General features: G+C 34.1%; 15 protein-coding genes, 1 tRNA gene, 1 rRNA gene, 1 pseudogene and 1 CRISPR repeat array (1 of these 19 running past the window's edge). Of the genes and pseudogenes, 4 read left to right on the top strand and 14 right to left on the bottom strand.

Translation table 11 applies throughout. The features are described 5' to 3' along the window. Nucleotides 1–265 (bottom strand): 16S ribosomal RNA (locus ACYQ3P_RS08130) (it extends 1,274 nt beyond the left edge of the window). 365 nt (nucleotides 266–630) lie between these two features. Beyond that, a complete protein-coding gene (locus tag ACYQ3P_RS08125) occupies nucleotides 631–864 on the bottom strand; it encodes a hypothetical protein (protein ID WP_460176310.1) in 234 nt (77 codons plus the stop codon). A gap of 167 nt (nucleotides 865–1,031) precedes the next feature. Between ACYQ3P_RS08125 and ACYQ3P_RS08120 the strand changes: the two genes are divergently transcribed. Together ACYQ3P_RS08120 and ACYQ3P_RS08115 are read left to right on the top strand one after the other, a co-directional pair. Beyond that, complete coding sequence (locus tag ACYQ3P_RS08120) at nucleotides 1,032–1,304, top strand: transposase (RefSeq protein WP_460177410.1); 273 nt, start codon at nucleotides 1,032–1,034, stop codon at nucleotides 1,302–1,304. An 80-nt stretch (nucleotides 1,305–1,384) separates the two neighbouring features. Then, a pseudogene (locus tag ACYQ3P_RS08115) lies at nucleotides 1,385–2,062 on the top strand (IS256 family transposase); the annotation flags it as partial. A gap of 40 nt (nucleotides 2,063–2,102) precedes the next feature. On the opposite strand, the gene ACYQ3P_RS08110 reads toward ACYQ3P_RS08115, so the two are convergent. The 3 genes from ACYQ3P_RS08110 to ACYQ3P_RS08100 form a co-directional block, all read right to left on the bottom strand. Continuing rightward, the gene (locus ACYQ3P_RS08110) at nucleotides 2,103–2,927 is read right to left on the bottom strand and encodes an IS1634 family transposase (protein ID WP_460177409.1); all 825 of its coding nucleotides are present in this window, start codon (nucleotides 2,925–2,927) and stop codon (nucleotides 2,103–2,105) included. Between the two features lie 232 nt (nucleotides 2,928–3,159). Continuing rightward, nucleotides 3,160–3,636 carry a DUF488 domain-containing protein gene (locus tag ACYQ3P_RS08105; protein WP_460177408.1) on the bottom strand — a complete coding sequence of 159 codons (477 nt, stop codon included), beginning with the start codon at nucleotides 3,634–3,636 and terminating at the stop codon, nucleotides 3,160–3,162. Between the two features lie 208 nt (nucleotides 3,637–3,844). After that, a complete protein-coding gene (locus ACYQ3P_RS08100) occupies nucleotides 3,845–4,867 on the bottom strand; it encodes an Sfum_1244 family protein (RefSeq protein ID WP_460177407.1) in 1,023 nt (340 codons plus the stop codon). A gap of 1,436 nt (nucleotides 4,868–6,303) precedes the next feature. Between ACYQ3P_RS08100 and ACYQ3P_RS08095 the strand changes: the two genes are divergently transcribed. After that, a complete protein-coding gene (locus ACYQ3P_RS08095) occupies nucleotides 6,304–7,584 on the top strand; it encodes an IS1380 family transposase (protein ID WP_460177406.1) in 1,281 nt (426 codons plus the stop codon). Nucleotides 7,585–7,822: 238 nt separating this feature from the next. On the opposite strand, the gene ACYQ3P_RS08090 is transcribed toward ACYQ3P_RS08095, so the two are convergent. Then, nucleotides 7,823–9,484, bottom strand: coding sequence for an IS1634 family transposase (locus tag ACYQ3P_RS08090; protein WP_460175987.1), 1,662 nt, complete (start codon nucleotides 9,482–9,484; stop codon nucleotides 7,823–7,825). 301 nt (nucleotides 9,485–9,785) lie between these two features. Here ACYQ3P_RS08090 and ACYQ3P_RS08085 point away from each other — a divergent pair. Continuing rightward, nucleotides 9,786–9,857, top strand: a tRNA-Val gene (locus ACYQ3P_RS08085). A gap of 183 nt (nucleotides 9,858–10,040) precedes the next feature. Here the strand turns inward: ACYQ3P_RS08085 and ACYQ3P_RS08080 are convergent. From ACYQ3P_RS08080 to cas5, 8 genes are all read right to left on the bottom strand, one after another. Further along, nucleotides 10,041–10,454, bottom strand: coding sequence for a KOW motif-containing protein (locus ACYQ3P_RS08080; RefSeq protein ID WP_460177405.1), 414 nt, complete (start codon nucleotides 10,452–10,454; stop codon nucleotides 10,041–10,043). Between the two features lie 151 nt (nucleotides 10,455–10,605). After that, entirely contained in the window at nucleotides 10,606–12,483 is a 1,878-nt protein-coding gene (locus tag ACYQ3P_RS08075; protein WP_460177404.1) for a DEAD/DEAH box helicase, read from the bottom strand. A gap of 414 nt (nucleotides 12,484–12,897) precedes the next feature. Next, a CRISPR array of direct repeats spans nucleotides 12,898–19,106; the repeat unit is 37 nt; unit sequence GTTTCAATCCTTGTTTTAATGGAAGTTGCATTCAAAC. A gap of 281 nt (nucleotides 19,107–19,387) precedes the next feature. Next, nucleotides 19,388–20,050 carry a CRISPR-associated protein Cas4 gene (cas4, locus tag ACYQ3P_RS08070; RefSeq protein ID WP_460177403.1) on the bottom strand — a complete coding sequence of 221 codons (663 nt, stop codon included), beginning with the start codon at nucleotides 20,048–20,050 and terminating at the stop codon, nucleotides 19,388–19,390. After that, a complete protein-coding gene (gene cas2 / locus ACYQ3P_RS08065; protein WP_460177402.1) occupies nucleotides 20,047–20,352 on the bottom strand; it encodes a CRISPR-associated endonuclease Cas2 in 306 nt (101 codons plus the stop codon). The genes cas4 and cas2 overlap by 4 nt, the downstream gene beginning before the upstream one ends. After that, nucleotides 20,349–21,326 (bottom strand): CRISPR-associated endonuclease Cas1, encoded by a 978-nt coding sequence (gene cas1 / locus ACYQ3P_RS08060; RefSeq protein ID WP_460177401.1) that lies wholly within the window; start codon nucleotides 21,324–21,326, stop codon nucleotides 20,349–20,351. Before cas1 ends, cas2 begins: the two co-directional genes overlap by 4 nt. 4 nt (nucleotides 21,327–21,330) lie before the next feature. Then, entirely contained in the window at nucleotides 21,331–22,011 is a 681-nt protein-coding gene (locus ACYQ3P_RS08055) for a CRISPR-associated endonuclease Cas6 (RefSeq protein WP_460177400.1), read from the bottom strand. After that, nucleotides 22,008–24,341 carry a CRISPR-associated helicase Cas3' gene (gene cas3, locus ACYQ3P_RS08050; RefSeq protein ID WP_460177399.1) on the bottom strand — a complete coding sequence of 778 codons (2,334 nt, stop codon included), beginning with the start codon at nucleotides 24,339–24,341 and terminating at the stop codon, nucleotides 22,008–22,010. Before cas3 ends, ACYQ3P_RS08055 begins: the two co-directional genes overlap by 4 nt. Then, on the bottom strand, nucleotides 24,325–25,056 hold the full coding sequence (gene cas5, locus ACYQ3P_RS08045; protein ID WP_460177398.1) for a CRISPR-associated protein Cas5: 732 nt from the start codon (nucleotides 25,054–25,056) through the stop codon (nucleotides 24,325–24,327). Before cas5 ends, cas3 begins: the two co-directional genes overlap by 17 nt.

Below are 25,056 nucleotides of genomic sequence, written 5' to 3'. Positions count from 1 at the left end.
ACCCTACCAACTACCTGATAGGCCGCGGGCCCATCCTTAGGCGGATTTCTCCTTTTACTACAAGGAATTTCACCTCGTAGTCTTACGGGGTATTAGCTCAGGTTTCCCCGAGTTATCCCCCACCTAAGGGTAGGTTACCCACGTGTTACTCACCCGTTCGCCGCTAACTACAAAGAGAGTTACCCCTCTTTGCAGTCCGCTCGACTTGCATGTGTTAGGCACGCCGCCAGCGTTCGCTCTGAGCCAGGATCAAACTCTCATAAGAAACTTTGATACTGGCTAAACCGCAAAAATAACTTAATTTTTAAATGAAATTAACAGGGCTTACCGAATTTTTCAAAGATCATTATCTATAAAGAAATGCTCAACAATTTTAATTTAACAAATTTTGCTTCACAATGTCAAGAGGTTTACAAAAATTTTCACTTGACGTTAAAGGTTTTCTTTCAATCAAAGATCATGTTTAACTATATCCTATAAAATGCATTTTTGTCAACCCCCCGCATTAGAACAAAAATAGAGATAGAAAACTGACAGATTTATTTTGACCCTTTTCAGGACAATTTGTTATTAAGCCCCACTTCATCAACTTTTGAATAAAAAAATTTTAAAATCAATGAGTTATAATTTTTAGATTAGCCTACAAAATTCTCTCGCACTTTCGTAAGTTCTGAAAATCTTATCCCCTACTCCCAATATTCTAAGTATCTTTTTATGTTCCTCCTTAGCTTTGCTCATAATCCTTATTTTCTCCCCCTCTATCTCAAAACCTCCTATCCCTATCTCATAAAATTTGTCCAAACACTTCTTCAGACTGTTTTCTTTGCTCTCCCTTAACCATCCTTTCTCCTTCAACTCATCCATTAGCCTGTTTAACACTGTCTGGGCTACCACACATAAAAATAGGAGGTTATAATAAAATTGTGTCTATTGTGCAGATATTTTTTGGATTAGAGGAAAATGGGAACTAAAAAGAATAATAGCAAAAAAAAACAATTTATGGAATAACCTTAAAAAAGGAGGAATGGGAAGTGATAAGGCAGTTTGGGCTTGAAAATTTTATTAAAGAAATTGCAGAGATGCCACCTCAGGAAAGCATTAAAGTTTTAGCTGAGATGCTTTTTAATTTATTGATGAAGAAAGAAAGAGATTTTTTTGTAGAGGCAGACTCTGACAACAAATCAAATGGGTTTTATCAAAGACAGCTCGGATGTATGTTTGGAAATTTAAATTTGTCAGTGCCAAGAGACAGACAGGGAAGATTTCGCTCTCAGAGTGCTACCACCTCATTGGAAAAGATTTGACAAAGATTTTGAGGATTTCATCCTAAATCTGATTCTGCAGAGTTATTCTCCATCAAAAATCAAAAGTCTTCCAGAAAAGCATGAATCTTCCATATTCTCCTGAGCAAATAGAGGAGTTAAAAGAGGAGTTATACAGTAAAGCAAAAGAATTAGTAAGCCGAGAACTGCCTTCTGATTGTTTTGCCCTATTTTGTGATGCATATCATACAGAGATGAAGGATGAAAGCAGAAGAATTCGTAAAGCAGTCATCTATACGGTTTTAGGGATAGATATGCAGATGAAGAAAGATTTGTATGGGTATTATGTTTTTATTGGCTCAGAAAACAAAGGAGATTGGCTCAAGATATTTAACAATCTGATTAGCAGGGGATTGAGGAGAGTAATGATAATTGTCTCTGATGATTTTCCAGGGCTTAGTGAGGCTGTAAAGACCTTATTTCCTCAAACTGACCATCAACTTTGCCTTGTTCATATGCAAAGAAATATTTACAAAAATATGTCAAAGGCTGATGCAAGGCAGTTTAGTGAAGAGATTAACAGAATAAAACACATAGGCGATTATGAGGATACTGTCAGGGAATTTGAAGATGTGCTAAAGAGATTTGAAAAGAAATATCCTGCCTATATAAAGATGCTAAATAGCAAGAAGGAGAATTATTTTTGTTACAAGAAATATCCAGAAGAGATAAGAAAGCACATATATACAACGAACGCGGTAGAGAATATAAATAGCAGGCTGGAAGTCTTAAGGGTAAACTCTGGAGGGTATTTTCAATCTGAGAAAACTGCATCAGTGGCTATATATGTGATAGTAGATAAAATAAGAAAAGGCAGATGGAGCAAACCGATGGCTGTATCTCGTGGGGTATTGTATGAACTTCAACAAATGTTTCAGATGAGATTTGCGCATGAGACACAAAATTCTTGACAACTGTCTCTATAACATCAAAATGCACTGGAAATTTATTCTCGTTCAAACATAAACACAACAATACTTGCTTTTTATCGGACTTCCCATCCCTTGAGTATCCATATCTTGCAAGCCCCAGAGGTCCTTGACCCTCAAAGTATACTGAGGTAATATCATAAAGCAACAACTTTGTCCCTTGTGCTCCCGTCTTATAAAAATCATCTAACACATTATCCATCTTCTCATACAACTTGTCCATTGCCCTGTATATCTCATTTACATGCATATCCTCTTCCCTTAAATCAAACAGTTCCATAAAACCACTTCTTCGTATCCATCCCACTGATGCATACTTACTCCTTGGCTCTATTATCCTGTTAAGCACTACTGCCAAAAGCAAATCTCTTACCTTCTTTGGAAAATGCCTTAACCATCCCAGAAACCCTATCTTCATCATAAATCCTAACAGTAACAGTATATGCCCTACTGAAGTTGCATCCTCAAAAAACTTGTCTTTGTCCACTACAACCTTTTTCTCAGGTGACTTAAGCAGTTGCCTTATTTTGGAAATAAGAGGCTCACCTAAGTGAGTGATATTGGCAATTTTTTCATGCCTAACCTTTTTAGTTTTTTTGTCTCTGTAAGCTTTAGATATTTCGTAGGTTTTGTATTTTTTACCTTTTTTTGTTGACCAAGATTCTTTTACGAACATAGTTACCTCCTTTTTTATATTAGTATACAAAAATTAGACAAAAAAGTCAATATTTAAGGGAATAAATAAGCAAAAATAATAAAGTTAGATTAGACTACAAAATTGAATGAAAAAAGATATAACTTATTGAATTATAAAGCTTTTGATATTTTTAAAGGCTGAAAATTGATGAAGTTGGGTTTAGTCATGAAAGATTTAGGTCAAACCAACTGAACGTTCTGCTTTTCATATACTATTCCTTTGAAAACATTGAAATCTGGCTTAAGAATCTATTTTCTTCTATTATTCTGTCCTTTTCAATGATATGATAAACCCGCCAACCCCTTTCAAAAAGAAATTGTGCGATAAATCTCCTATGGCATTTAAAAAACATCTTCTCACAGCAAAAGAAAACTGTTTCTTTTTGACTTGCTATTTCTTCAAGAATATCAATACCTTTGATAAAATCCTCCGTCAAAATATATTTTTCATATCCGCCTTTTCTAAAACCTCCGAGCTCTTTCCCAAGATATACATACTCAATCTCTGATTTTTTCAAAGCTTCTGAAATCTTATTCTGATTAAAATGGGGATATCTTTTAGAGGAAGGAAAACTTCTTACATCAACTGCGACTTGAATATTGTAACTTTTAAGAATATCAATGAATTCTTCAATATCTCTGGAACTTGTTCCAATTGTGTAAATCTTTTTCTCCCTATCGGTTAACAAATTTTTCTCTCTCCAGTCTTATAATTTAAATTTTAACAAGATTTTTCAGTGTAACCGACAACAAATAAAGTGTCCACTCACTGCGAAAACTTTATTGTCAAAGCAACTCCAGCAAAGCACGGAGAAAGCAATATCAAAAATTTACGGGAACTTCTTCAGTGTTTGAGAAGTTTAAAAAGATATAGTCATGACTGGCTGTAGCAAAAAATCAAAACCTGCTCCCCAAATTAAAAATTTCATCAGTGAGATTTTTCAGCTGTTGAACATCTTTTGCAGATAGAATATCTTCACTTATAGAGAGCCATCTATTGTATTGACTTTGCCTAATTTCTTCTATTGAAGCCAGATCTTTGTTAAGAATGCTTTTCTTAATTTCTTCAAAAACTGGCTTAAAAATCTTTGATTGATAGACTCCTATGGTGACGAGATAAAGTGAGATAGACCTAAAGCCTTCTCTCTCTATAGCTTTTTTTATTGGACCTTCTTCTGAAAAATCAGATAGAAAATCTTTTACTGCCCGTAAAACTTGCTCCATTTTGTAGTCTTTACACAAAGATAACACTGATTTCCAATTTTCATTGGAAATATTGCACTCTGCTACTTCATGTAGCATTACTATTTCACTGTAAATATCAACAAATGTATCAAACTCCCTATAAGGAGGACACCACCTACTGGGTGGTGGAATTTCATTAAAAATTATATCTGCCAATGGCTCTTTTTTACTGTTAAGCATTAAAAGGTGTTCCCAAAGGCGAATTTTAATATCTGACAGCCTTATAAATATTAAATTATCAATGCTCATGCCGGGGGAAGAAAATAAATCCCGTATTATTTCTTGCCCAACAAAATAAATCTCATACCCATTGTACTTAATGTATTTTTTTAAAGTTCCTAAGAAAAAGGAAGGCTTCATATAAAGTGCATACCCAGCGCCATAAACTAATTTATTTTTCATAAAAAAGGAATTAATGGTTTGAACATCAAAAGGAGATATCAACTGTCCATTCAAAGAAAAAGGCTTAAACTCAGCATTTTCAAGCTCTTTCCATACTGACTCCTTCTTCTCAATCCACAGCAAAATTTCGTCATTGGAAATAGAGTCCCATGGTTCAAGGCTTCTTTCAACTTTAAACAGTTCCCTTAGGCGAAGTAAAAGATTACATACAGAAAAAAAGCCCCAATACTTGGCATCTGAAACATCGCAGTTGTAACTTATTATTTCAAACATTTCGGAGATATTCATAATTTAATTATGAATCCATACAGCTCAATTTTACAAGAACTTCAAGGTAAACTCCTAAAACCACGATATAAAACCATGAATAAATCAACTATCCCTAAAAATAGAACAGACACTCGTCACTGCGAACCAACTTTTATCGTGACTGCGAGCCTCAGATTTTTTTGTCACTGCGAGCCTCCGAAGGAGGCGAAGCAGTCTCTAATTGGTGCATAGTGAATTTTAGATTTTGGATGATGTTTTGTTTGTCATTATATGGTATTTCGTATCATTACGAACCCTCTTCTTTTTATAATTATTAAGGAATTCAGTCCTAAAGTAATCTCACTTGTTCGCTACCCAAAAAAAGAGATTGCCACGCCTCACCTTCGGTGAGGCTCGCAATGACAAAGTAAGGGGTCATTGCTTCGCCTGCCGACAGGCAGGCGAAGCAATCTCATTAATAAAAGAAAGTATAGCCTCAGAAATAAAATCTCTCGCAATGTCCATATATCTAACATACGATGACTATTAGAGACTTTCTTCGCCCCCTTGTAAGTAATTGCGAGACATTCTGTCACACCATCCATTGCGAGGACTTTCTTCTCCGTCATTGCGAACGAGGCGAAGCAATCTCGTCTTTTTCCCTTTCGTCAATAAAGAGATCGCCGTGTTTGTCTTTTAGCAGGCTCTCAATGGCCACCCTCGTCGTCATTGCGAGGGCGCGTTAGCACCCGAGGCAATCTCGTTTTTCTCCGTGGATTGACAGAAGAGATTGCTTCGCAGCACTCAGGACGCTCGCAATGACAGAAAAAAACACTTAACTTTCAAATGTTTATACTAATTATTGGATTTCTATTGCTATTTTTGGGTTATCCCGAAAAATAGAGATAGACCCTTGTCACTGCGAGCACACCTGTTGCGAACGAAAGCGTGGCAATCTGGGGCGAAGCAGTCTCTAATTGGTGACTGGTGAATGGTGATTCGTGGATGGTGGATGGTGAACACCTCTCCGTAATTGCGAGGATACCCCTCTCCGTCATTGCGACTCCGAGCGAAGCGAGGAGGAAGCAATCTTGCCATCATAGTACCATAGAGCGACAGTGCTACAGAGCGACAGCGTAGAAATCCAACAATTCGTCACTGCGAGCCACTCGATGTGGCGAAGCAGTCTCTAATATGATGTAATAACGTAAGACGTGAGACGTAAAAGGCAAAAGACGAGATTGCTTCGCATCCTTCGGAGGCTCGCAATGACAGTAAAAAATATTTAATTTTCAAATGGTTATACCAATTATTGGATTTCTATCGCTATTTTAGGGTCTAATCCCTAAAATAGAAATAGAAATCTACTAAAATAGAGAGGCTCCTTTGTGTATAATAGTTTATATGGAAACAACAAAATCACCCATTGGGTGAACTATTATACACAAGGAGCTTAAGATATGATAAAACAAACTCTGCTTAATTTCAAGTTTAAAAGAACAGATGAAAAGTTAACTCCCCATGCAGGAGCTACTCTTTTTACAGAATTCATGTTGGCTTTTGGAGTTAAAAAGCTTATTCAGAGGATAATGCCATCTCCGGGTTCAAACAGAGGATATGATGCTTGGCAATATATTCATCCCATCGTTCTTATGTTACTTGCAGGAGGAAGACACATAGATGATTTAAGAGAAATTGCTGAAGATAAAGCTTTAAGGGAGAGCACTGGCATGGGAAAAGTCCCATCAAGCTCTGCAGTAGGTGACTGGATAAGAAGAAGTGGCAATGGCGAAGGCATAGTTAAATTGAAAACAGTTATAGATGAAGCAAACAGGAAAGCATTGCAAATACATGAAGCGAAAGAATATACTCTTTGGTCAGACCCTACAATAATAGAGACTGAAAAGTATGATGCAAAGATGACCTATAAAGGGGTGAAGGGGTACAAACCTATAGTTACCGCATTTAAGGAGTTGCCCATTATCGTTTATCATGAGTTTAGGCATGGGAATGTAGCGGGAGTTCCACTTCAAGCACTTTCACATGCATATGAACTGTTGCCTGAAGGAAAAAGGATAAAGCATGCCTGTCTTGACAGTGAGTTTTACACAGCAGAAGTAATAAATTTTCTCAGAAGCAAAGGCACAACATTCAGTATAGTAGCAGATAAGACAGGGGCAGTGATGGATGCTATAAAGAGAATAAAGCATTGGAGAGAATTGAGGACAGAGGAAGGGATACTTACAAACAGACAGATAGGGGAGACAGTGCATGTTATGAAGGGCACAGAGGCATTCAGGCTGGTTGTGCAGAGGTGGAAGAAAGAGCAGATAGATTTATTTGATAGCGAGCCTTATTGTTACCATGTGATAGCAACTGACAGAGAAAGTTCAGCAGAAGAAGTTGTATGGGAGTATAACAAGCGGGGGCAGATGGAGAATATCATTAAGGAATTAAAGAACGGGATAGGGATGGAGAGTTTACCCAGCGGAGAATTTGGGGGAAATGCGATGTGGTTTTGTCTTGGAGTGCTTGCATATAATGTTTTTGTTTTGAAGAGGGAGCTTATTTTACCGCAAGAGTATAAGAACAAGACTATAAGCACAATAAGGTGGTTTTTTATAGAGATAGCAGGGAAAATGGTAAAACATGGCAGAAGGCTATGGCTTCATGTATCAACCACAGTTGAGAAATTTAATCTTCTACTTCATATAAGAAAAAAAATAATGGCATTTGTATAAGAAGAGTATTTGCAAGATACAATGATAAAAAAATAGAGCAATAAAAAACAAACACGGGTGAATATTGTCTAAAAAGGCAAGTTTTAGGTTAATTAATAGGTGAAAATTATAAAAAAGAGAGAAAAAAATAGGGAAAATTATTACGAAAAGGAAGAAATAGGAGGACATAGAGGATAATTTTAACCCCACTTCATCAACTTTTGAATAAAAAAATTTTAAAATCAATGAGTTATAATTTTTAGATTAGCCTACAAAATTCTCTCGCACTTTCGTAAGTTCTGAAAATCTTATCCCCTACTCCCAATATTCTAAGTATCTTTTTATGTTCCTCCTTAGCTTTGCTCATAATCCTTATTTTCTCCCCCTCTATCTCAAAACCTCCTATCCCTATCTCATAAAATTTGTCCAAACACTTCTTCAGACTGTTTTCTTTGCTCTCCCTTAACCATCCTTTCTCCTTCAACTCATCCATTAGCCTGTTTAACACTGTCTGGGCTACCACACATAAAAATATATGCGTCCTTACTCTCCTGTCTTTATAATGATATATCGGTCTTATCTCTACAAAATCCTTTAACTGCTTGAATGCATCCTCCACTGTCTGTAATTCCTTATACTGCCTCTCTATCTCTTCATCTTCTTCCTTCATTAATGTCGTCTGCAAAATATACTTCCCACACATATCATATGCCTTCTTTATAGCTTCTTGCTTTGCTATTATCTGAAATCTGCCTTCTTCGTATCTGAAATCATAATAATTCTCAGCTCCACTTTTTGTCAGTTTCCTCTGCGCCCTCCTCAGTATTTTCTCCCTGTCTCTTAGCTTTCCTCTTTCTACCATCTGCCTTACTTTTTCCAATGCCTCCCTGCCCCTTTTAAGTATACTTTCCAATGTCTCCCTGTCATGGCTTTCTCTGTATTCAGACCCACATAGTACATATCTGCTCTTTACCCCTTCCTCTTCACTTATATAGATGGTCACTGGCAACTCCTTCTGAAATATATCTAACTGTATACCCTTCTGCACTACCATTTTCTTTGCTTCCCTAAATCTCATCGCTAATATGTAGTTTATCCCCTCTCTCTCAAGATACTCTATATTCTGTAATGTCACCATCCCCCTGTCTCCTATAAATACTGCCTCCTTGATGTCGTATCTCTTCTTTAACTGACTTATTAGTCCCTTTACTGTCTCCTTATCTGATATGTTGCCTTCTATAACATCAAAATGCACTGGAAATTTATTCTCGTTCAAACATAAACACAACAATACTTGCTTTTTATCGGGCTTCCCATCCCTTGAGTATCCATATCTTGCGAGCCCCAGAGGTCCTTGACCCTCAAAATATACTGAGGTAATATCATAAAGCAACAACTTTGTCCCTTGTGCTCCCGTCTTATAAAAATCATCTAACACATTATCCATCTTCTCATACAACTTGTCCATTGCCCTGTATATCTCATTTACATGCATATCCTCTTCCCTTAAATCAAACAGTTCCATAAAACCACTTCTTCGTATCCATCCCACTGATGCATACTTACTCCTTGGCTCTATTATCCTGTTAAGCACTACTGCCAAAAGCAAATCTCTTACCTTCTTTGGAAAATGCCTTAACCATCCCAGAAATCCTATCTTCATCATAAATCCTAACAGTAACAGTATATGCCCTACTGAAGTTGCATCCTCAAAAAACTTGTCTTTGTCCACTACAACCTTTTTCTCAGGTGACTTAAGCAGTTGCCTTATTTTGGAAATAAGAGGCTCACCTAAGTGAGTGATATTGGCAATTTTTTCATGCCTAACCTTTTTAGTTTTTTTGTCTCTGTAAGCTTTAGATATTTCGTAGGTTTTGTATTTTTTACCTTTTTTTGTTGACCAAGATTCTTTTACGAACATAGTTACCTCCTTTTTTATATTAGTATACAAAAAATAGACAAAAAAGTCAATATTTAAGGGAATAAATAAGCAAAAATAATAAAATTAGATTAGACTACAAAATTGAATGAAAAAAGATATAACTTATTGAATTATAAAGCTTTTGATATTTTTAAAGGCTGAAAATTGATGAAGTTGGGTTTAATAAAAAATTGTCCTGAAAAGGGGCAAAATAAATCTGTCAGTTTTCTATCTCTATTTTTGGGGTTATCAGTCTATCTTGACAGAAACAGAAAAGAGTTATTATACTGCCATTATAGTTGGGCGATTAGCTCAGTGGGAGAGCGCTTCCTTCACACGGAAGAGGTCGCAGGTTCGATCCCTGCATCGCCCATTAGAAAAATCAAGGGTTTTCAAAACCACCCTCCTTAGACTGTGACACAATTGTGACATAGCTTGTTTTCTAAAGCCTTCACAGCCTCTTTTTTATGTGCCTGTGACAGATGTGCATATCTGAGCGTCATAGTAAGGCTTTTGTGTCCAAAGTGTTGTTATTGTCATGTTTTTGTATTAATCCTCAAAAAATACTTATAATTTTTTCAACTTCATCAAACTCAAAAACATCTTTAACCAATTTCCCCCGTACTGAAATTTCAACTTCAAGATTTTTCTCATTTATTTTCTTTATAACACCTGAAAAACCCTCATATGTACCCTTAACGATTTTCACTGGGTCTCCTTCCTTAAAGTTTTTGGAAGGTTTAATAAGAGGAGTCAGTGAGTCAAAGCCTTTGAGCATTTGTTTGTAGTCTTTGGTTTCTTCAATCTGAATGTGTTTTTTTATGTCTGCTGGTATGTGTTCAGACGGATTACGTATGACAATTATGCATTCGGGAAATTCAGTATCAAGAATAAGAAAACCTGCTTTAGAAAGAATTGAACGAAGAATTTTTATGTATTTCGTGTGCTGAGCATAAATAATGTATGCCATAATGAAATATTACTTTTAAAAAAACTATGGCATAACATAGTTTTAATAAATTACAACGGTCTATAGCAGCTTACATTGAACTTGCAAAAAGAGTAAATGCACCATATGAAATAGAAGTGGTTGAAAAAACAAAGGTTTCAGAATAATAGGTTCACTGATGAGACAAAGAAGAAACAGTATGTGTCTCAGCGGAAAAAAATTGTTTTTCATCCAACACAGGCAACTCAGTCACTGCGTAAGAGAAATATGACAGTTTTTTCCATTTGTCCTTGTCGCCTATAACAAAAACACTTTCTTTAGCTCTAGTGAGTGCTACATTTAACATATTTGGTTTCTCAGCTACCCATGCCATTGAGTTTTCTGTTCTGCCACCAAGAATTATCACAACTGCTTTTGCCTCTTTTCCTTGAAACGTATGTATAGTTCCAATGTATTTAGCTTCACCATTGTTTGCAAGAGCTTTTTCAAGAGCACACCCTTTTTGTAACTCTTTAAGAAGGTAATTTTTTACTGAAACAAATGGAGTTATTATAAACAAGTTTTTGTCTTTTACAAATTTCTCTATGTCCTCTTTTTGAGATTGTAAAAAACTGTCAAAAATACTAAGCAGTTTTCTTAACACATTTACTTCATTAATAACCACTCCATCTTCAATCCTGCTATCTTCTCTTTTTACTTGTATCCATGCTGATTTTGGAAATGTCTCAGGTAGCAATAAAGTAAATTTGTCTTTTTTGTTTGCTTTTATCATTCTGTCATTGTAGGCAATTTTGTTTGCTATTCTGAACATTGGGTCGTTACATCTACGATGAACATTCAAAGGGATTCCAACTCTTTTATATTTATAAACTGCTGACTGAAGCGATGCCCTATCTGCAAAAGTCTGTACAGAGTTTTTCGTCACCTGATAGTCTTCACCAACCTGATAAATTTGACAGAGAATGTTATCCAATTTTTCAGACAGTACTACTACGGGTTCTATCTGGTCAGGATCACCTACTACAACTGTACGGTTTGCTTTGTAAATAGGCATAAAAGCATAATAAGGAACAGCCTGTCCTGCTTCATCAATAAACAAATACCCAATTGAAGACTTTGGCATTACCTGGAACATTTTGTTAAAAGAAGCAAAAGTGGTTGAAGTTACAGGTATCATAAAAAAGAAAACTGCAAACAACTCCTTGACTTGTTCTTCCTTGCCTACAAATCTTACAGGATTTGATAAGTAGTAGGCAAACAACTTCAGCTTTTCAATAAATAACTCCTTGTACTTCAAAATAAGCAGTTTATGTAAACGCAACGATTCAATAAAAATAAGCATCCTTAGTTTGTCAATCTTTTCCTCTTTGTAAGGAGAATAAAGGTAAAACTTTTCTTTTTCTTCCTCTGGAAGCTGTTCTTCACTGGTAAAATAAAATTTCACAAAGTCTTCTTCGTCAAAAACTGCATCCTTGAGAAAACTTTTACTATTATTTAAATCCAACTCAAGATTCTTCAATTGTTCCTGTAGCGATTGTTTTGTTTCTGATAACTCTTTCATTTCTTTAAAAATTGAATTGATACTGTCTTGCAAAACTTCTTTATTTTTTAATAAAGCTTCTTTTTCTTTTGTATGAATTTCCATTTCATGCAAAAGCTCCATGTTTTTGTTTTCCCATTGCTCAATTTTTGATTTTGCAGAACTTAACAGACACCCCAAAAATTTATCTAAAGAGGAAGGTTTATTCTTTAAAAACAATTCATAGTGTTTCTGTTTTTCTGCTAATGTCTCAGACATTAAAGTTAGTCTTCTATCAAGTTCAACAAGTTGCTGTTGTTTTTTTGACATGTCAATTTGTAAAATTTCAATTTCTTTGTCTAAATCTAAAATATCTTTCAAAAGACTTTGCTTCTGAAGTATCTTTTGATAGTAATTATAATGCATTTTTGAAATGTTTAAAATTTTTTCACTGTAAGACTTTATTTTTTGTCCTGTTGAGTTTATTTCGTCAAAGGAAGGCACGGGTTCTTTTGCTAACTCCTCTTCCATCTCTGCAACCAATTTTAAAAATTTTCTTCTATTAGCGGAGTTTCCAAGCGGGATTGATAAAAGTCCAAAATAATCTTCTGCTTTTTCTATTTCAGTAAGTTCCAGTTGTTCGTCCTCATCTTTTGATTCTTCAAAATATGCTTTTACTAAGCTGTCAAAATACCATCAAGGAATGAATGCGGATTGTGGTAGAGCTCATAATCTAACTGTTACAATCTACTATAACCCTTGTGCAACTACTACAATACCTCCAACTTGTCCTACTGGTGGTAGTTACAACTCTTCAACAGGTAAATGTGAAGCTCAGCCTACGTGTTCGCAAGGTTCTCTTACTTCGCAGGGATGTCTTACAGGTTATGCTTGTCCTGTTACTGCTCCTGACGGTACTACACCTCAATGTCATCAAATAGGAAAGTTTCAATCCTTGTTTTAATGGAAGTTGCATTCAAACCATGTCACTGTTACAGCGTCTTTTTGACATTTTGTTTGTTTCAATCCTTGTTTTAATGGAAGTTGCATTCAAACCACTCAAACTTGTAGAAATACCAAATGTGATTGATAAGTTTCAATCCTTGTTTTAATGGAAGTTGCATTCAAACTATGATGGAGCAAAATATGATGGTGAGTTTTATACGAGTTTCAATCCTTGTTTTAATGGAAGTTGCATTCAAACTTGAGATAACAAATAGTTTGAGAAGGTTTAAGCTTTGTTTCAATCCTTGTTTTAATGGAAGTTGCATTCAAACGGCAAATCAGCTGAAATTGAATGGGAAGAAAAAAAGTTTCAATCCTTGTTTTAATGGAAGTTGCATTCAAACAACTATTCTCTGAAAGATAGTTTCAATCCTTTTAAGTTTCAATCCTTGTTTTAATGGAAGTTGCATTCAAACGAATGCGAGTTGCCCAAATAAGAAAAGCCACAAAAGGGTTTCAATCCTTGTTTTAATGGAAGTTGCATTCAAACCATGTTTGAAATCACGAATGTGGATAAAGAATTGATGTTTCAATCCTTGTTTTAATGGAAGTTGCATTCAAACTTATAATTGGCTCACCTTCTGGCCAACGACCTTTGAGTTTCAATCCTTGTTTTAATGGAAGTTGCATTCAAACTTATATAAGATACATGGACGACTTTGTAATACTTTAGTTTCAATCCTTGTTTTAATGGAAGTTGCATTCAAACGGGAAGGAAATAGAATCCTTCAGCTTCAACTTAAAGGTTTCAATCCTTGTTTTAATGGAAGTTGCATTCAAACTTTTATAAAAATAATAAATTTTTTTATAGAAATAAAGTTTCAATCCTTGTTTTAATGGAAGTTGCATTCAAACCTTGTTCAGGTTTCTCTTTACAACATCAAAGAAATCATCGTTTCAATCCTTGTTTTAATGGAAGTTGCATTCAAACTACTTGCACGGCAAACATTTTTGTAGTTGTTGTTAGGTTTCAATCCTTGTTTTAATGGAAGTTGCATTCAAACAGAAAGCTCGATATGATGAATGCCACACCAAGAAGTTTCAATCCTTGTTTTAATGGAAGTTGCATTCAAACTACTTGCTTTTGCCTGTCACCCTGCCCTGTCACCCTGTTTCAATCCTTGTTTTAATGGAAGTTGCATTCAAACATGTCTGTAGTTTAATGTAGATTAAACTATAAGCAGTTTCAATCCTTGTTTTAATGGAAGTTGCATTCAAACCAAATACCCACAAAACAAGACCAAAATTGGCAATCGTGTTTCAATCCTTGTTTTAATGGAAGTTGCATTCAAACATAGAATAGGTCTTAACATATCCTTAACCCTTTGGTAGTTAAGTTTCAATCCTTGTTTTAATGGAAGTTGCATTCAAACATAGCTTACTCTATTGACATTATAAGTTGGTTTTGGGTTTCAATCCTTGTTTTAATGGAAGTTGCATTCAAACTAATAGCCCCTTCTCCTTTAGAAAATAGAGCAAGTTGTTTCAATCCTTGTTTTAATGGAAGTTGCATTCAAACAAACAGTTGTTTGGATGAGCCATGCAGATAAAATTGATGCCATGTTTCAATCCTTGTTTTAATGGAAGTTGCATTCAAACTGAAAGACAACGATATATATCTCACAAGAACTACATTGTTTCAATCCTTGTTTTAATGGAAGTTGCATTCAAACTATATCACATTTGATAGAAAAATATACGAAATCGCGTTTCAATCCTTGTTTTAATGGAAGTTGCATTCAAACGGAAGGCATTATGCCTTTCTAAGCTTAATTTATTTTCGTTTCAATCCTTGTTTTAATGGAAGTTGCATTCAAACATAGATTAACCACTTGACATCTTAAGCTGATTACGGGTTTCAATCCTTGTTTTAATGGAAGTTGCATTCAAACCTAAAAAAAGAAAAAAATAAAACAAATATGAAATGTTTCAATCCTTGTTTTAATGGAAGTTGCATTCAAACTCAAAAACTGTTTATAATGTCAATAGAATAAGCTATGTTTCAATCCTTGTTTTAATGGAAGTTGCATTCAAACATAATTAACTCGAATATCTTCAATATTAGTTATCAAGTTTCAATCCTTGTTTTAATGGAAGTTGCATTCAAACAACAATCAGATAGAATTGTGAAAACAAAAATTGAGATAAGTTTCAATCCTTGTTTTAATGGAAGTTGCATTCAAACTTGCATGTACGGCATGTTCACCTCCCCTTCTATCACAGTTTCAATCCTTGTTTTAATGGAAGTTGCATTCAAACTGCATTTCTTGATTTTTACAAATCAATGAAAATCGGGGTTTCAATCCTTGTTTTAATGGAAGTTGCATTCAAACAAGAAAGATGAGTGCCCTCGTAATGTTGCTTATTGGTTTCAATCCTTGTTTTAATGGAAGTTGCATTCAAACTAATAACTTTTCTCTTGACATTTTAAACTGGTTACAGGTTTCAATCCTTGTTTTAATGGAAGTTGCATTCAAACTTGACAAGTTTTCATTTTTTTACCTCCTTTCTTTTAGTGTTTCAATCCTTGTTTTAATGGAAGTTGCATTCAAACTTACTTGAAGTTTTTGAAAAAGCTTCACTACTACTGTTTCAATCCTTGTTTTAATGGAAGTTGCATTCAAACATCAAAACCAACTTACAATGTCAATAGAATAAGCTATGTTTCAATCCTTGTTTTAATGGAAGTTGCATTCAAACTTTTACCTCCCTGTCTTTTTTTCTCAGTCTAAGCTATGTTTCAATCCTTGTTTTAATGGAAGTTGCATTCAAACTTTTTTGGCAAAAGTCCCAGCTTTGCTGGGGTTAAAGTTTCAATCCTTGTTTTAATGGAAGTTGCATTCAAACTTTTTCTCAGTCAACGACTGAGATTAATTATAGTTTACGTTTCAATCCTTGTTTTAATGGAAGTTGCATTCAAACTCAAAACATTTATAGAAAAAATCTATCAAGTTTAAGTTTCAATCCTTGTTTTAATGGAAGTTGCATTCAAACGGTATTTTGAGAAAAATCAAAGCACCAAAACAAATTCTGTTTCAATCCTTGTTTTAATGGAAGTTGCATTCAAACCAAATACGGTTTGACGATGACAAAGAGGCAAAATGTTTCAATCCTTGTTTTAATGGAAGTTGCATTCAAACTGTTATTCTTGCTTGGCAGGACTTTCCACCAACATAGTTTCAATCCTTGTTTTAATGGAAGTTGCATTCAAACAGATTAATTATAGCTTACTACAACCTGCTTATAATGGTTTCAATCCTTGTTTTAATGGAAGTTGCATTCAAACGTATCAGAAAAAAAGGAAGAAAACAAATGAGACAAAGTTTCAATCCTTGTTTTAATGGAAGTTGCATTCAAACGCTTTGTAGTAGAAATTTAGCCACCAAAAAAGGCAAGGCAGTTTCAATCCTTGTTTTAATGGAAGTTGCATTCAAACGTTTTCAATGTAATTATAATATCCTATTTTGAGCTGTTTCAATCCTTGTTTTAATGGAAGTTGCATTCAAACCGTGCTGGCGATTTGCCAGCTCGCCCTTTTTCCTTATGGTTTCAATCCTTGTTTTAATGGAAGTTGCATTCAAACCTGTAATCAGCTTAAAATGTCAAGTGTTTAATTTATGTTTCAATCCTTGTTTTAATGGAAGTTGCATTCAAACGATAATCGATGAAGCACAGAAATATTTTTCTACAGAAGTTTCAATCCTTGTTTTAATGGAAGTTGCATTCAAACTTTAATTTAAAAAATAAATAGATTTTTTCTATTAAAAGTTTCAATCCTTGTTTTAATGGAAGTTGCATTCAAACCGCGGATGGAAGAATTATTGCAACTATTGAGATTTCTAAGTTTCAATCCTTGTTTTAATGGAAGTTGCATTCAAACTCACGCAAATATTATAAATTGTCTATAATGTTAACTTATGTTTCAATCCTTGTTTTAATGGAAGTTGCATTCAAACATAGCCCCTTCTCCTTTAGAAAATAGAGCAAACTTAGTTTCAATCCTTGTTTTAATGGAAGTTGCATTCAAACAGGTAGGGCAGCTAAAATTGAATGGGAAGAAAAAAAGTTTCAATCCTTGTTTTAATGGAAGTTGCATTCAAACCATATATAAGATCTGCTTCGTTTTCACGTATATCTTTCAAGTTTCAATCCTTGTTTTAATGGAAGTTGCATTCAAACTTTCTTAGTTTACTGAACGATTTTGCTTCATTAATCTTGTTTCAATCCTTGTTTTAATGGAAGTTGCATTCAAACTTGAGTATTGCCGATGTGTCTCCTTCGACTAATCTCAGTTTCAATCCTTGTTTTAATGGAAGTTGCATTCAAACGCGTGCTGGCGATTTGCCAGCTCGCCCTTTCTGCGTACAGTTTCAATCCTTGTTTTAATGGAAGTTGCATTCAAACCATTTACCAAACTAAGAAAGATATGGAGCATGTAGTTTCAATCCTTGTTTTAATGGAAGTTGCATTCAAACTCGCAATGCGTGAAAAATTGCAAAGCGAAAAGGCGTTTCAATCCTTGTTTTAATGGAAGTTGCATTCAAACTTTATCAAACAATTAAAAAGGAGGTTAAAAAATGCCAGGTTTCAATCCTTGTTTTAATGGAAGTTGCATTCAAACATAACTTTTCTCTTGACATCTTAAGTTGATTACGGGTTTCAATCCTTGTTTTAATGGAAGTTGCATTCAAACTTTTTATAGAATTGGCAAATTTAATTTATTGAAAGTTTCAATCCTTGTTTTAATGGAAGTTGCATTCAAACTCATACACGAAGTCCGCCTCACTTTCACGTACATCTTTGTTTCAATCCTTGTTTTAATGGAAGTTGCATTCAAACAAATTTAATTTATTGAAATGAATAGATTTTTTCGTGTTTCAATCCTTGTTTTAATGGAAGTTGCATTCAAACTCTCAGCTTAGCTGGGAAAAATAAAAAAAAGGAGGGTTTCAATCCTTGTTTTAATGGAAGTTGCATTCAAACAGAAACATTTTTGGAAGAAATTTTCACTTATACGGGTTTCAATCCTTGTTTTAATGGAAGTTGCATTCAAACCTTGGCAATTTCTTGGCAGTATTCTCAACATGGTAAGTTTCAATCCTTGTTTTAATGGAAGTTGCATTCAAACCTATTTACTTTAATAGAAAAAATCTATTCATTTTTTTGTTTCAATCCTTGTTTTAATGGAAGTTGCATTCAAACATATCTGTTTGAATACAACTTTTATTAAAGTTTTATGTTTCAATCCTTGTTTTAATGGAAGTTGCATTCAAACCAAAAAGAATATTAGTGAAAAGCTTGAAGAAAAGCTGTTTCAATCCTTGTTTTAATGGAAGTTGCATTCAAACATAGATTAACCACTTGACATTTTAAGCTGATTACAGGTTTCAATCCTTGTTTTAATGGAAGTTGCATTCAAACATATTAGCTGATGACGAGTGGTATGTCACATTCGATGTTTCAATCCTTGTTTTAATGGAAGTTGCATTCAAACCTGGAGGTAACTAATGTTAGTATCTATCAAACCAGAGTTTCAATCCTTGTTTTAATGGAAGTTGCATTCAAACGGTTCAACAGAATATAATATGTTGATGGCTAATATGATGTTTCAATCCTTGTTTTAATGGAAGTTGCATTCAAACAAGATTGACTTTGAAGACTCAAGTGCATCAATCTCAGTTTCAATCCTTGTTTTAATGGAAGTTGCATTCAAACAATATAATCAAAAAATGGACATTGAAAATTATTTTGTTTCAATCCTTGTTTTAATGGAAGTTGCATTCAAACCTCCTAACTCAATGTATTATAATTATAGTTTACTGGTTTCAATCCTTGTTTTAATGGAAGTTGCATTCAAACTAATTATAGTTTACCAAAACCAAGTTACAATGTCAAGTTTCAATCCTTGTTTTAATGGAAGTTGCATTCAAACTTTTTCCCAGCCAAGCTGGGATTAATTATAGTTTACGTTTCAATCCTTGTTTTAATGGAAGTTGCATTCAAACTTATATAAGCTTTGTCTTCAATAATTTCATAATTTGTTTCAATCCTTGTTTTAATGGAAGTTGCATTCAAACTATAAAAATTAATAGATTTTTTTTATTAAAAATAAGTTTCAATCCTTGTTTTAATGGAAGTTGCATTCAAACTGCATTTATTATAGAAATGGTTGATTTTTCTATTTTTGGACCAATTTTTACTAATTAAAATTTTAATAAAAATCTTCATTCAATTTACCCTTTTGTTGTCAAATTATGAACTCTTTTACATCGTTTTTGTATTTTAAAAATCTAATAAAATCAATAAGTTAGCACCATATAATATAGTAACTTAAAATAAAAATTTCAGACTAAGTTAAAAAAACAGCCTTGTCAATGACCAATCTTTCAAAATATATGTGAACATTATAACATTAATTTCAAAGTTTTTATCAAACACATATATTTCTGTAACAACAATCTAAACATCGGTTTTTCCATTGGGTCTTCTTGGGATAGAAGCCTTTCAATATTACAGAAAATATTTCCTCTACTACATTTTTTGCATTTTCAAAATCTTCATCATTATAGACTATTTCTTTTATTTTATTGCCTCCTCTGGTATAGCAGATATATCCCTTTTTGACAGTTTGTTTGTAGTTTTCCATAATTAAAAGTGCATACAACACTGACTGGATGCGATGCGTTCTAAATGTAAACTCATTATATTCTGCAAATTTGTAATCAAGAGGAGCTAAAGTATTGTCTTTCAAATGAAGAACTTCATCTATTACTCCTCTAATTCTCAATTTCTTAGAAGCTAAATAAACAGATATATCCTTGTTAATACAGCCAAGTCTTTTTCTCAAATAGTCTGGATTGTTTTTTTCTCGCCTTTCATGAAGTTCTCTGCCTTTTAAAACTTTATATCTTAATTCTTCATGTTGAGGAATTTTTAGACAGTGCATGAAGTATGTAAATCGCGGACAATATAGATGCTCTATTACTTCAGAGGGGGTAATCATAGGCGTTCTTTCATCATCAAAGTCAATTGTTAAATAGTCATACGAGGATAAATAATCCTCAATTTCTATTTTTCCCAAATCATCTGTCATACAAAGAATGCCTTTATTTCATCTGTTACAAGTTTTTTATCAAATGCCTGTCCAAGAAGTTTTACTTTCTTAAAATCTTCTTCACACATTGGAAATATATACACAGAGTCTTCATCAGGGTTAATAATATCCTCACATATTGTCTTTAGTTCATCTATTTGGTTTCTATTCAATGTGCCCAGAAAAGCCGATTTTTGAACCCTGTATAATCCCATATTTTTACATTGCTTAGCAATTTTTGTTCTAACTTTATCATCAGCTATGTCGTATATAACCCAGACAAGCTTTTCACCTTGTTTCATGAGCCTTTCCCTATTAAGTTGTTCGCTATTTCATGACAGTCAAACTGAATTATATTAATTCTTTTTATGTTTCTGCCTTTATATCTGATAGATTCATCCATGAAAGCATTGAAATCTGTTAGAAGAACTGCTTTACCTTCTTTATTTAGTTTCACTCCATTTGGGATTTTATCAAAATGCTCTACTTTTACTTTTCTTGAAGCAAATAAGCTTATGACAACCTCATCAGCCCATGTGCGATAGTTTTCAATCAGATCAAATACCAGAGACTTTTTATTGTAATGGTCTGTATGAATAAATCCTACATAAGGGTCAAGCCCAGCTATAATACATGCTTTTTCAACCATGGAGTAAAGCACTCCATAGGAATAATTCAAAAGAGCGTTAAATTCATCTTTTGCAGGATTTCTGCTTCTGCCTTCAAATTTGAATCTATCTGGCATTAAAGAGCTTAAGGCTTCAAAATAAATCCTTCCTCCACTTCCTTCAATTCCCATAATTGTGCTTCTACATTCCTCAATTGTTCCTGATAGTCCATCAAGTCCCTTCATAACATTCTGAAGCTTATTAATGTAAGAAGTAATCTCTACTGATTTATGAGGTCTTGTCTGACGCAATCTCTGCAAAAAAGCAATCTGGTTATTAAATTTCGTTCTTACCCACTGAAGAGCAAGATTAAGTCCTGCCTCTGTTTCTGCAATCTCAAGCTGTCTTCTCCTAATCAGTGTGGTGCTACCTAATTTTGAATGCCACACCCTGCCATAGGGAGTGCCAAATTCATCAATAAACACTATGTCTATATTGTTTTCCATAGCCATCTTTATAGCATCCGTAGTTATGTATGCTGCAGTTGATATTAAAATGGAAGAAACCTTTTTACAGGAGATTTCAAAGACTCTGTCTTCGGTTTTTACTCTGAAACAATCTCCGTTTTTCTGAAGATACGAGCCGTATGTGTTTATTACCAGTTGCATATTATCAGTTTATCTTTTTAACTGTCCCAAATCCTCTTGAGACAGACTTACCAATTCCCCAGTAGTCAGGGATTTCAAAGTTTACCGTAAAAGTGCCTAAAAAACCAAGCATGGGTGTGCCTTTGAGAGAAGTTTGAATTTCTTTGAGATTGATTATGTCCACCTTAATTGGTTCAGGTACAGTGTATCCAAGACTTTTTGAGATAGAAAGAAGATTACCAATGAGTATCTTTTCAAGTAGAGCCTTTCTCTTTTGCCATGTTCCGAGTTTCTGATACTGCTCATAATTCTTTTCTTTGAGAGCAAGCCATGGGGTGAGGAAGGAGTAGGATAAAATTGTTTCGGTTATGCCAAAAGATACTTCTTGAAATAATATGTCTCTCTTTATAATCCTGTATTTGTCATTGAATAATAAAATTGTTTTACCGACCAAACTAAGATCATTTAGAAGTTTTGCTCCAGCTTCAATGCCAATTATTAAACATCTTTTATTAATATATTTGTATTGGACAAGCGGATATCTGTATTTGACTAAACCATCTTCATAATGTTGATGAAGAAGTATTTCATTAGGATAAAGTCCTGCAATTGCTCCACGTAAATCTTTGGATTGAATATCTAAACCGTAAGTGGGCTTATCAAAATGTAAAACCACAACAGAATTCAATATTTTATTATTTTTCATATTATGATTGTGCCATTTGGTGTCTTGTAATTAAATCCAATTTCATCATCATAATAGCAAGACTCTAAAAAATAAAATTCACCAATTCCTTTTACTGCTATATCTGTAGGATTAAACTGATAGGCATTCACAGATATGGAATTCATTGCAATTTTGCTTGAGAGTTCTTTTAACCTTCTTCTTCTTTCCCATCTGTCAAGGTTATCCTTAAAGACTTGCTCTATTTCTTCTTTTAATTCTGGGACATATCGCTCAACTATCAAGTTATACTGCTTTAATTCTCCTCTAAGTTCAGCTTTTATATCAAAATTATGTTGCTTTCCATTTCTGTCATATATATGAGTGAAATTTATCAAACATTCTGTTATATTTCTTCCTAAATCTTTACGCTTAAGCTCATTGAAATATTGCTTTGCTAATTCAAATACCTTATTTTCAGGAACTTCATTACTTTGATGGTTATTCAATATATGCGTAGTGGCATCAATAGCAAGCCTATCATAAACCATTGCATTAAATTCCCCGCTCGGACAAAAACTACTTTTTGAATCAGGGTCATATAACCTGACAATCTCAACCGTCCCCATCGTTTTTTCACCTTCCCTGTTACACCTGCCTGCAACTTGAATAATTGCGTCCAATGGTCCAAAGTCACGAATAACATAATCCATATCTATATCCACACCCGCTTCTATACACTGCGTAGTGATCACTAAAGCGCGCTCAGAATTTTTTATCTTTTCTATTCTACTTAACCTTTGTAAAGGAATCACATAAGACGAAAGAAAATAAGGCTCCCTATCACCTGCACTTTCTTTAAGGGTTTCATAAACCTTTCTAGCTGAATCTCGGGTATTAAGAACAATCATGATTTTCTTTTCAGTCATTTCAGGAAGTCTGTTTTTCATTTCACAGATGAAATCTTCTATACTTTTAATTTCTTTATGTTTTAACAACAATTTATATCTTGATAATTTTTCAAAATATTTAATAGGAGCTGGCACAAGTTCTATCGCTCCATCTATAATTTGAGGTTGTGTCGCAGACATAAGCAATATATAGCTTTTGCCCACATTAGTTATATATTTAATAAAAGTGGAAAATGGATGCCAAAGACGTGGAGGCATAGCCTGTATCTCATCCATAATAATTATGCTATTAAAAAGGTTATGGAATCTCATAAGATTTTTCGGTTTAACGCTGAATATAGCGTATAAAAGCTGGTCAAAGGTTGTCATTATTATCTGAGATTTCCAAATATTGATAAAGAACTCCGCAGTATTTGGCTCATATCCATTAAACTCAAATGATGATAAAGAATGAGTTTTCAGAAACACTTCTTCGTTTGGGCTATCAAGGAATTTCTCATATTCTTTAGCAGATTGGTCAATGATTGAGAGGAATGGCAGAGCAACAATAATTTGGGGAGTAAAACCAAAAGTATCCTGTATTTTATTACGTAGTTTGATTGCCCACGAAGCGGCTAACAAAGTTTTCCCCATTCCAGTCGGCAAAGTAAGAGAATACAGACGATTATTTAAATTCAGATTATCCAACATTTCCATAATTTCTTTGTAAGCCTTTTCCCTATCTAGACTTATTTTTGTCTTCTTATCTTTGAAAACAGTTGCTTTATATTGATCTACGACATTTGACGAAATAAAAATAGATTTTCTCTGATATAATTCTTTATTTTTAACTGCAAGGTATGCCTTGTCTGCTTCCAATAGTATTGAATAGACAAATAATATCAATAGCCTTAGTTCTATTTTTTGTTCCTCAGACAGCCTTGATATATCTGAAAATAAATCCTCAATACCACAATCGATTTCAATAGGATTTAATAAACTTATATCGCCTGATAAACCCACATCTTGAAAAATCTTAAGTTTAAGAAACTCTTGCTTAAAGGCTTTTAATCGGTCTACCATTGCAGAGTCGTTTGGCAGGTCTCTCTTCAATTCTGAATGGTGTTTTAAAATAGCCAGCAAAGGTGCTAAAGCAATACATGAATTTAAATTATTCTCCTCGCAATAGGTTAGAAGAGGCTTATATGCAAGAATAGTTGATAAACCAGTATGTTCGTGCTCTCCATTTGGACCTTTACATCCAGTTTCTAATCTTTTTTGAAAGTAGGTAGTTGCTTTTCCGAGATCATGAAATAAAGCGGTTCTTTCAATAAGACCTTTTAAATGCTTTTGGGTGAGGCAAAGGGTTGTAAAGTTAACTTCTTTCTTTTGAAGAAGTTCAACGGCAATTTCTGCAACCTGAGCAAGATGTTTCTCCAGTGGTAAATCAGGATGAGATTTTATGTTAGAAAATTGGCACATATTTTTCCCATTTAGGAATATTCAGTATATTCTTAACATTCTTAAGTGGTACTGCACCACCATCAAGATTTACAGTAAAAATTGCATGTTCAAAATCTCTCGGTGGTTTAATTCCCTTTAAACCTTCAAATTCTGTTATTCGCAGTTTGCTCTCTTGAGGCAGTTCATTAATTTTTTTAAAGTCCAGTTCTCCATGAACCCCTCTAATAAAAGCTCCTCTTACTTCGCAATCAATGCCTTCTTTCAGTATTCCATCAACAATTTCTGAGACTTCGAAATCTGTGCTTGCTATAAATTGTGCAAGTCCGAGATAAGGAGTGAAAACGGGCTTTTGCTCAAGCATAATCTGACGAAGCACAGGAAGTATTTTATCATCACAGTTCCCCACATCTTTTTCTACAACATATATCTTGTATTTTGGTTCTACTATAACCTCTACAGATGTTCTTGAAGAATCTTTGTTTGCTGCACTTCCCGGAAAACCCTGTCGTGTCAAATATGGTATGGAAACTGTGCGATATTTACTACATATCTCTACACCACATTGTATCCTCTGATAAAGTCTTAAATCGTCTTTTTCGATACCTAAGACCGAGCCAATAAAGCCAATTATTGATGTTTTTGTTGGACAAGGCTGAGTCAAACGATAAACATTTGTATACGGTGCACAGAAGTGTGCGAACCTCCCCTTCATCATAAATGATAAAACATTCAA

The organism is Thermodesulfovibrio hydrogeniphilus, assembly GCF_054657355.1.
Note: the sequence above shows the minus strand (reverse complement) of the source record. Positions and strands in the feature narration are given on the sequence as shown.

Bases quoted from the DNA above. Each gene is read 5' to 3' on its own strand.
- ACYQ3P_RS08125 (WP_460176310.1), bottom strand. From the start codon at position 864: ATGGATGAGTTGAAGGAGAAAGGATGGTTAAGGGAGAGCAAAGAAAAC.
- ACYQ3P_RS08110 (WP_460177409.1), bottom strand. From the start codon at position 2,927: ATGTTCGTAAAAGAATCTTGGTCAACAAAAAAAGGTAAAAAATACAAA.
- ACYQ3P_RS08100 (WP_460177407.1), bottom strand. From the start codon at position 4,867: ATGTTTGAAATAATAAGTTACAACTGCGATGTTTCAGATGCCAAGTAT.
- ACYQ3P_RS08095 (WP_460177406.1), top strand. From the start codon at position 6,304: ATGATAAAACAAACTCTGCTTAATTTCAAGTTTAAAAGAACAGATGAA.
- ACYQ3P_RS08090 (WP_460175987.1), bottom strand. From the start codon at position 9,484: ATGTTCGTAAAAGAATCTTGGTCAACAAAAAAAGGTAAAAAATACAAA.
- ACYQ3P_RS08080 (WP_460177405.1), bottom strand. From the start codon at position 10,454: ATGGCATACATTATTTATGCTCAGCACACGAAATACATAAAAATTCTT.
- ACYQ3P_RS08075 (WP_460177404.1), bottom strand. From the start codon at position 12,483: ATGGAAGAGGAGTTAGCAAAAGAACCCGTGCCTTCCTTTGACGAAATA.
- cas4 (WP_460177403.1), bottom strand. From the start codon at position 20,050: ATGACAGATGATTTGGGAAAAATAGAAATTGAGGATTATTTATCCTCG.
- cas2 (WP_460177402.1), bottom strand. From the start codon at position 20,352: ATGAAACAAGGTGAAAAGCTTGTCTGGGTTATATACGACATAGCTGAT.
- cas1 (WP_460177401.1), bottom strand. From the start codon at position 21,326: ATGCAACTGGTAATAAACACATACGGCTCGTATCTTCAGAAAAACGGA.
- ACYQ3P_RS08055 (WP_460177400.1), bottom strand. From the start codon at position 22,011: ATGAAAAATAATAAAATATTGAATTCTGTTGTGGTTTTACATTTTGAT.
- cas3 (WP_460177399.1), bottom strand. From the start codon at position 24,341: ATGTGCCAATTTTCTAACATAAAATCTCATCCTGATTTACCACTGGAG.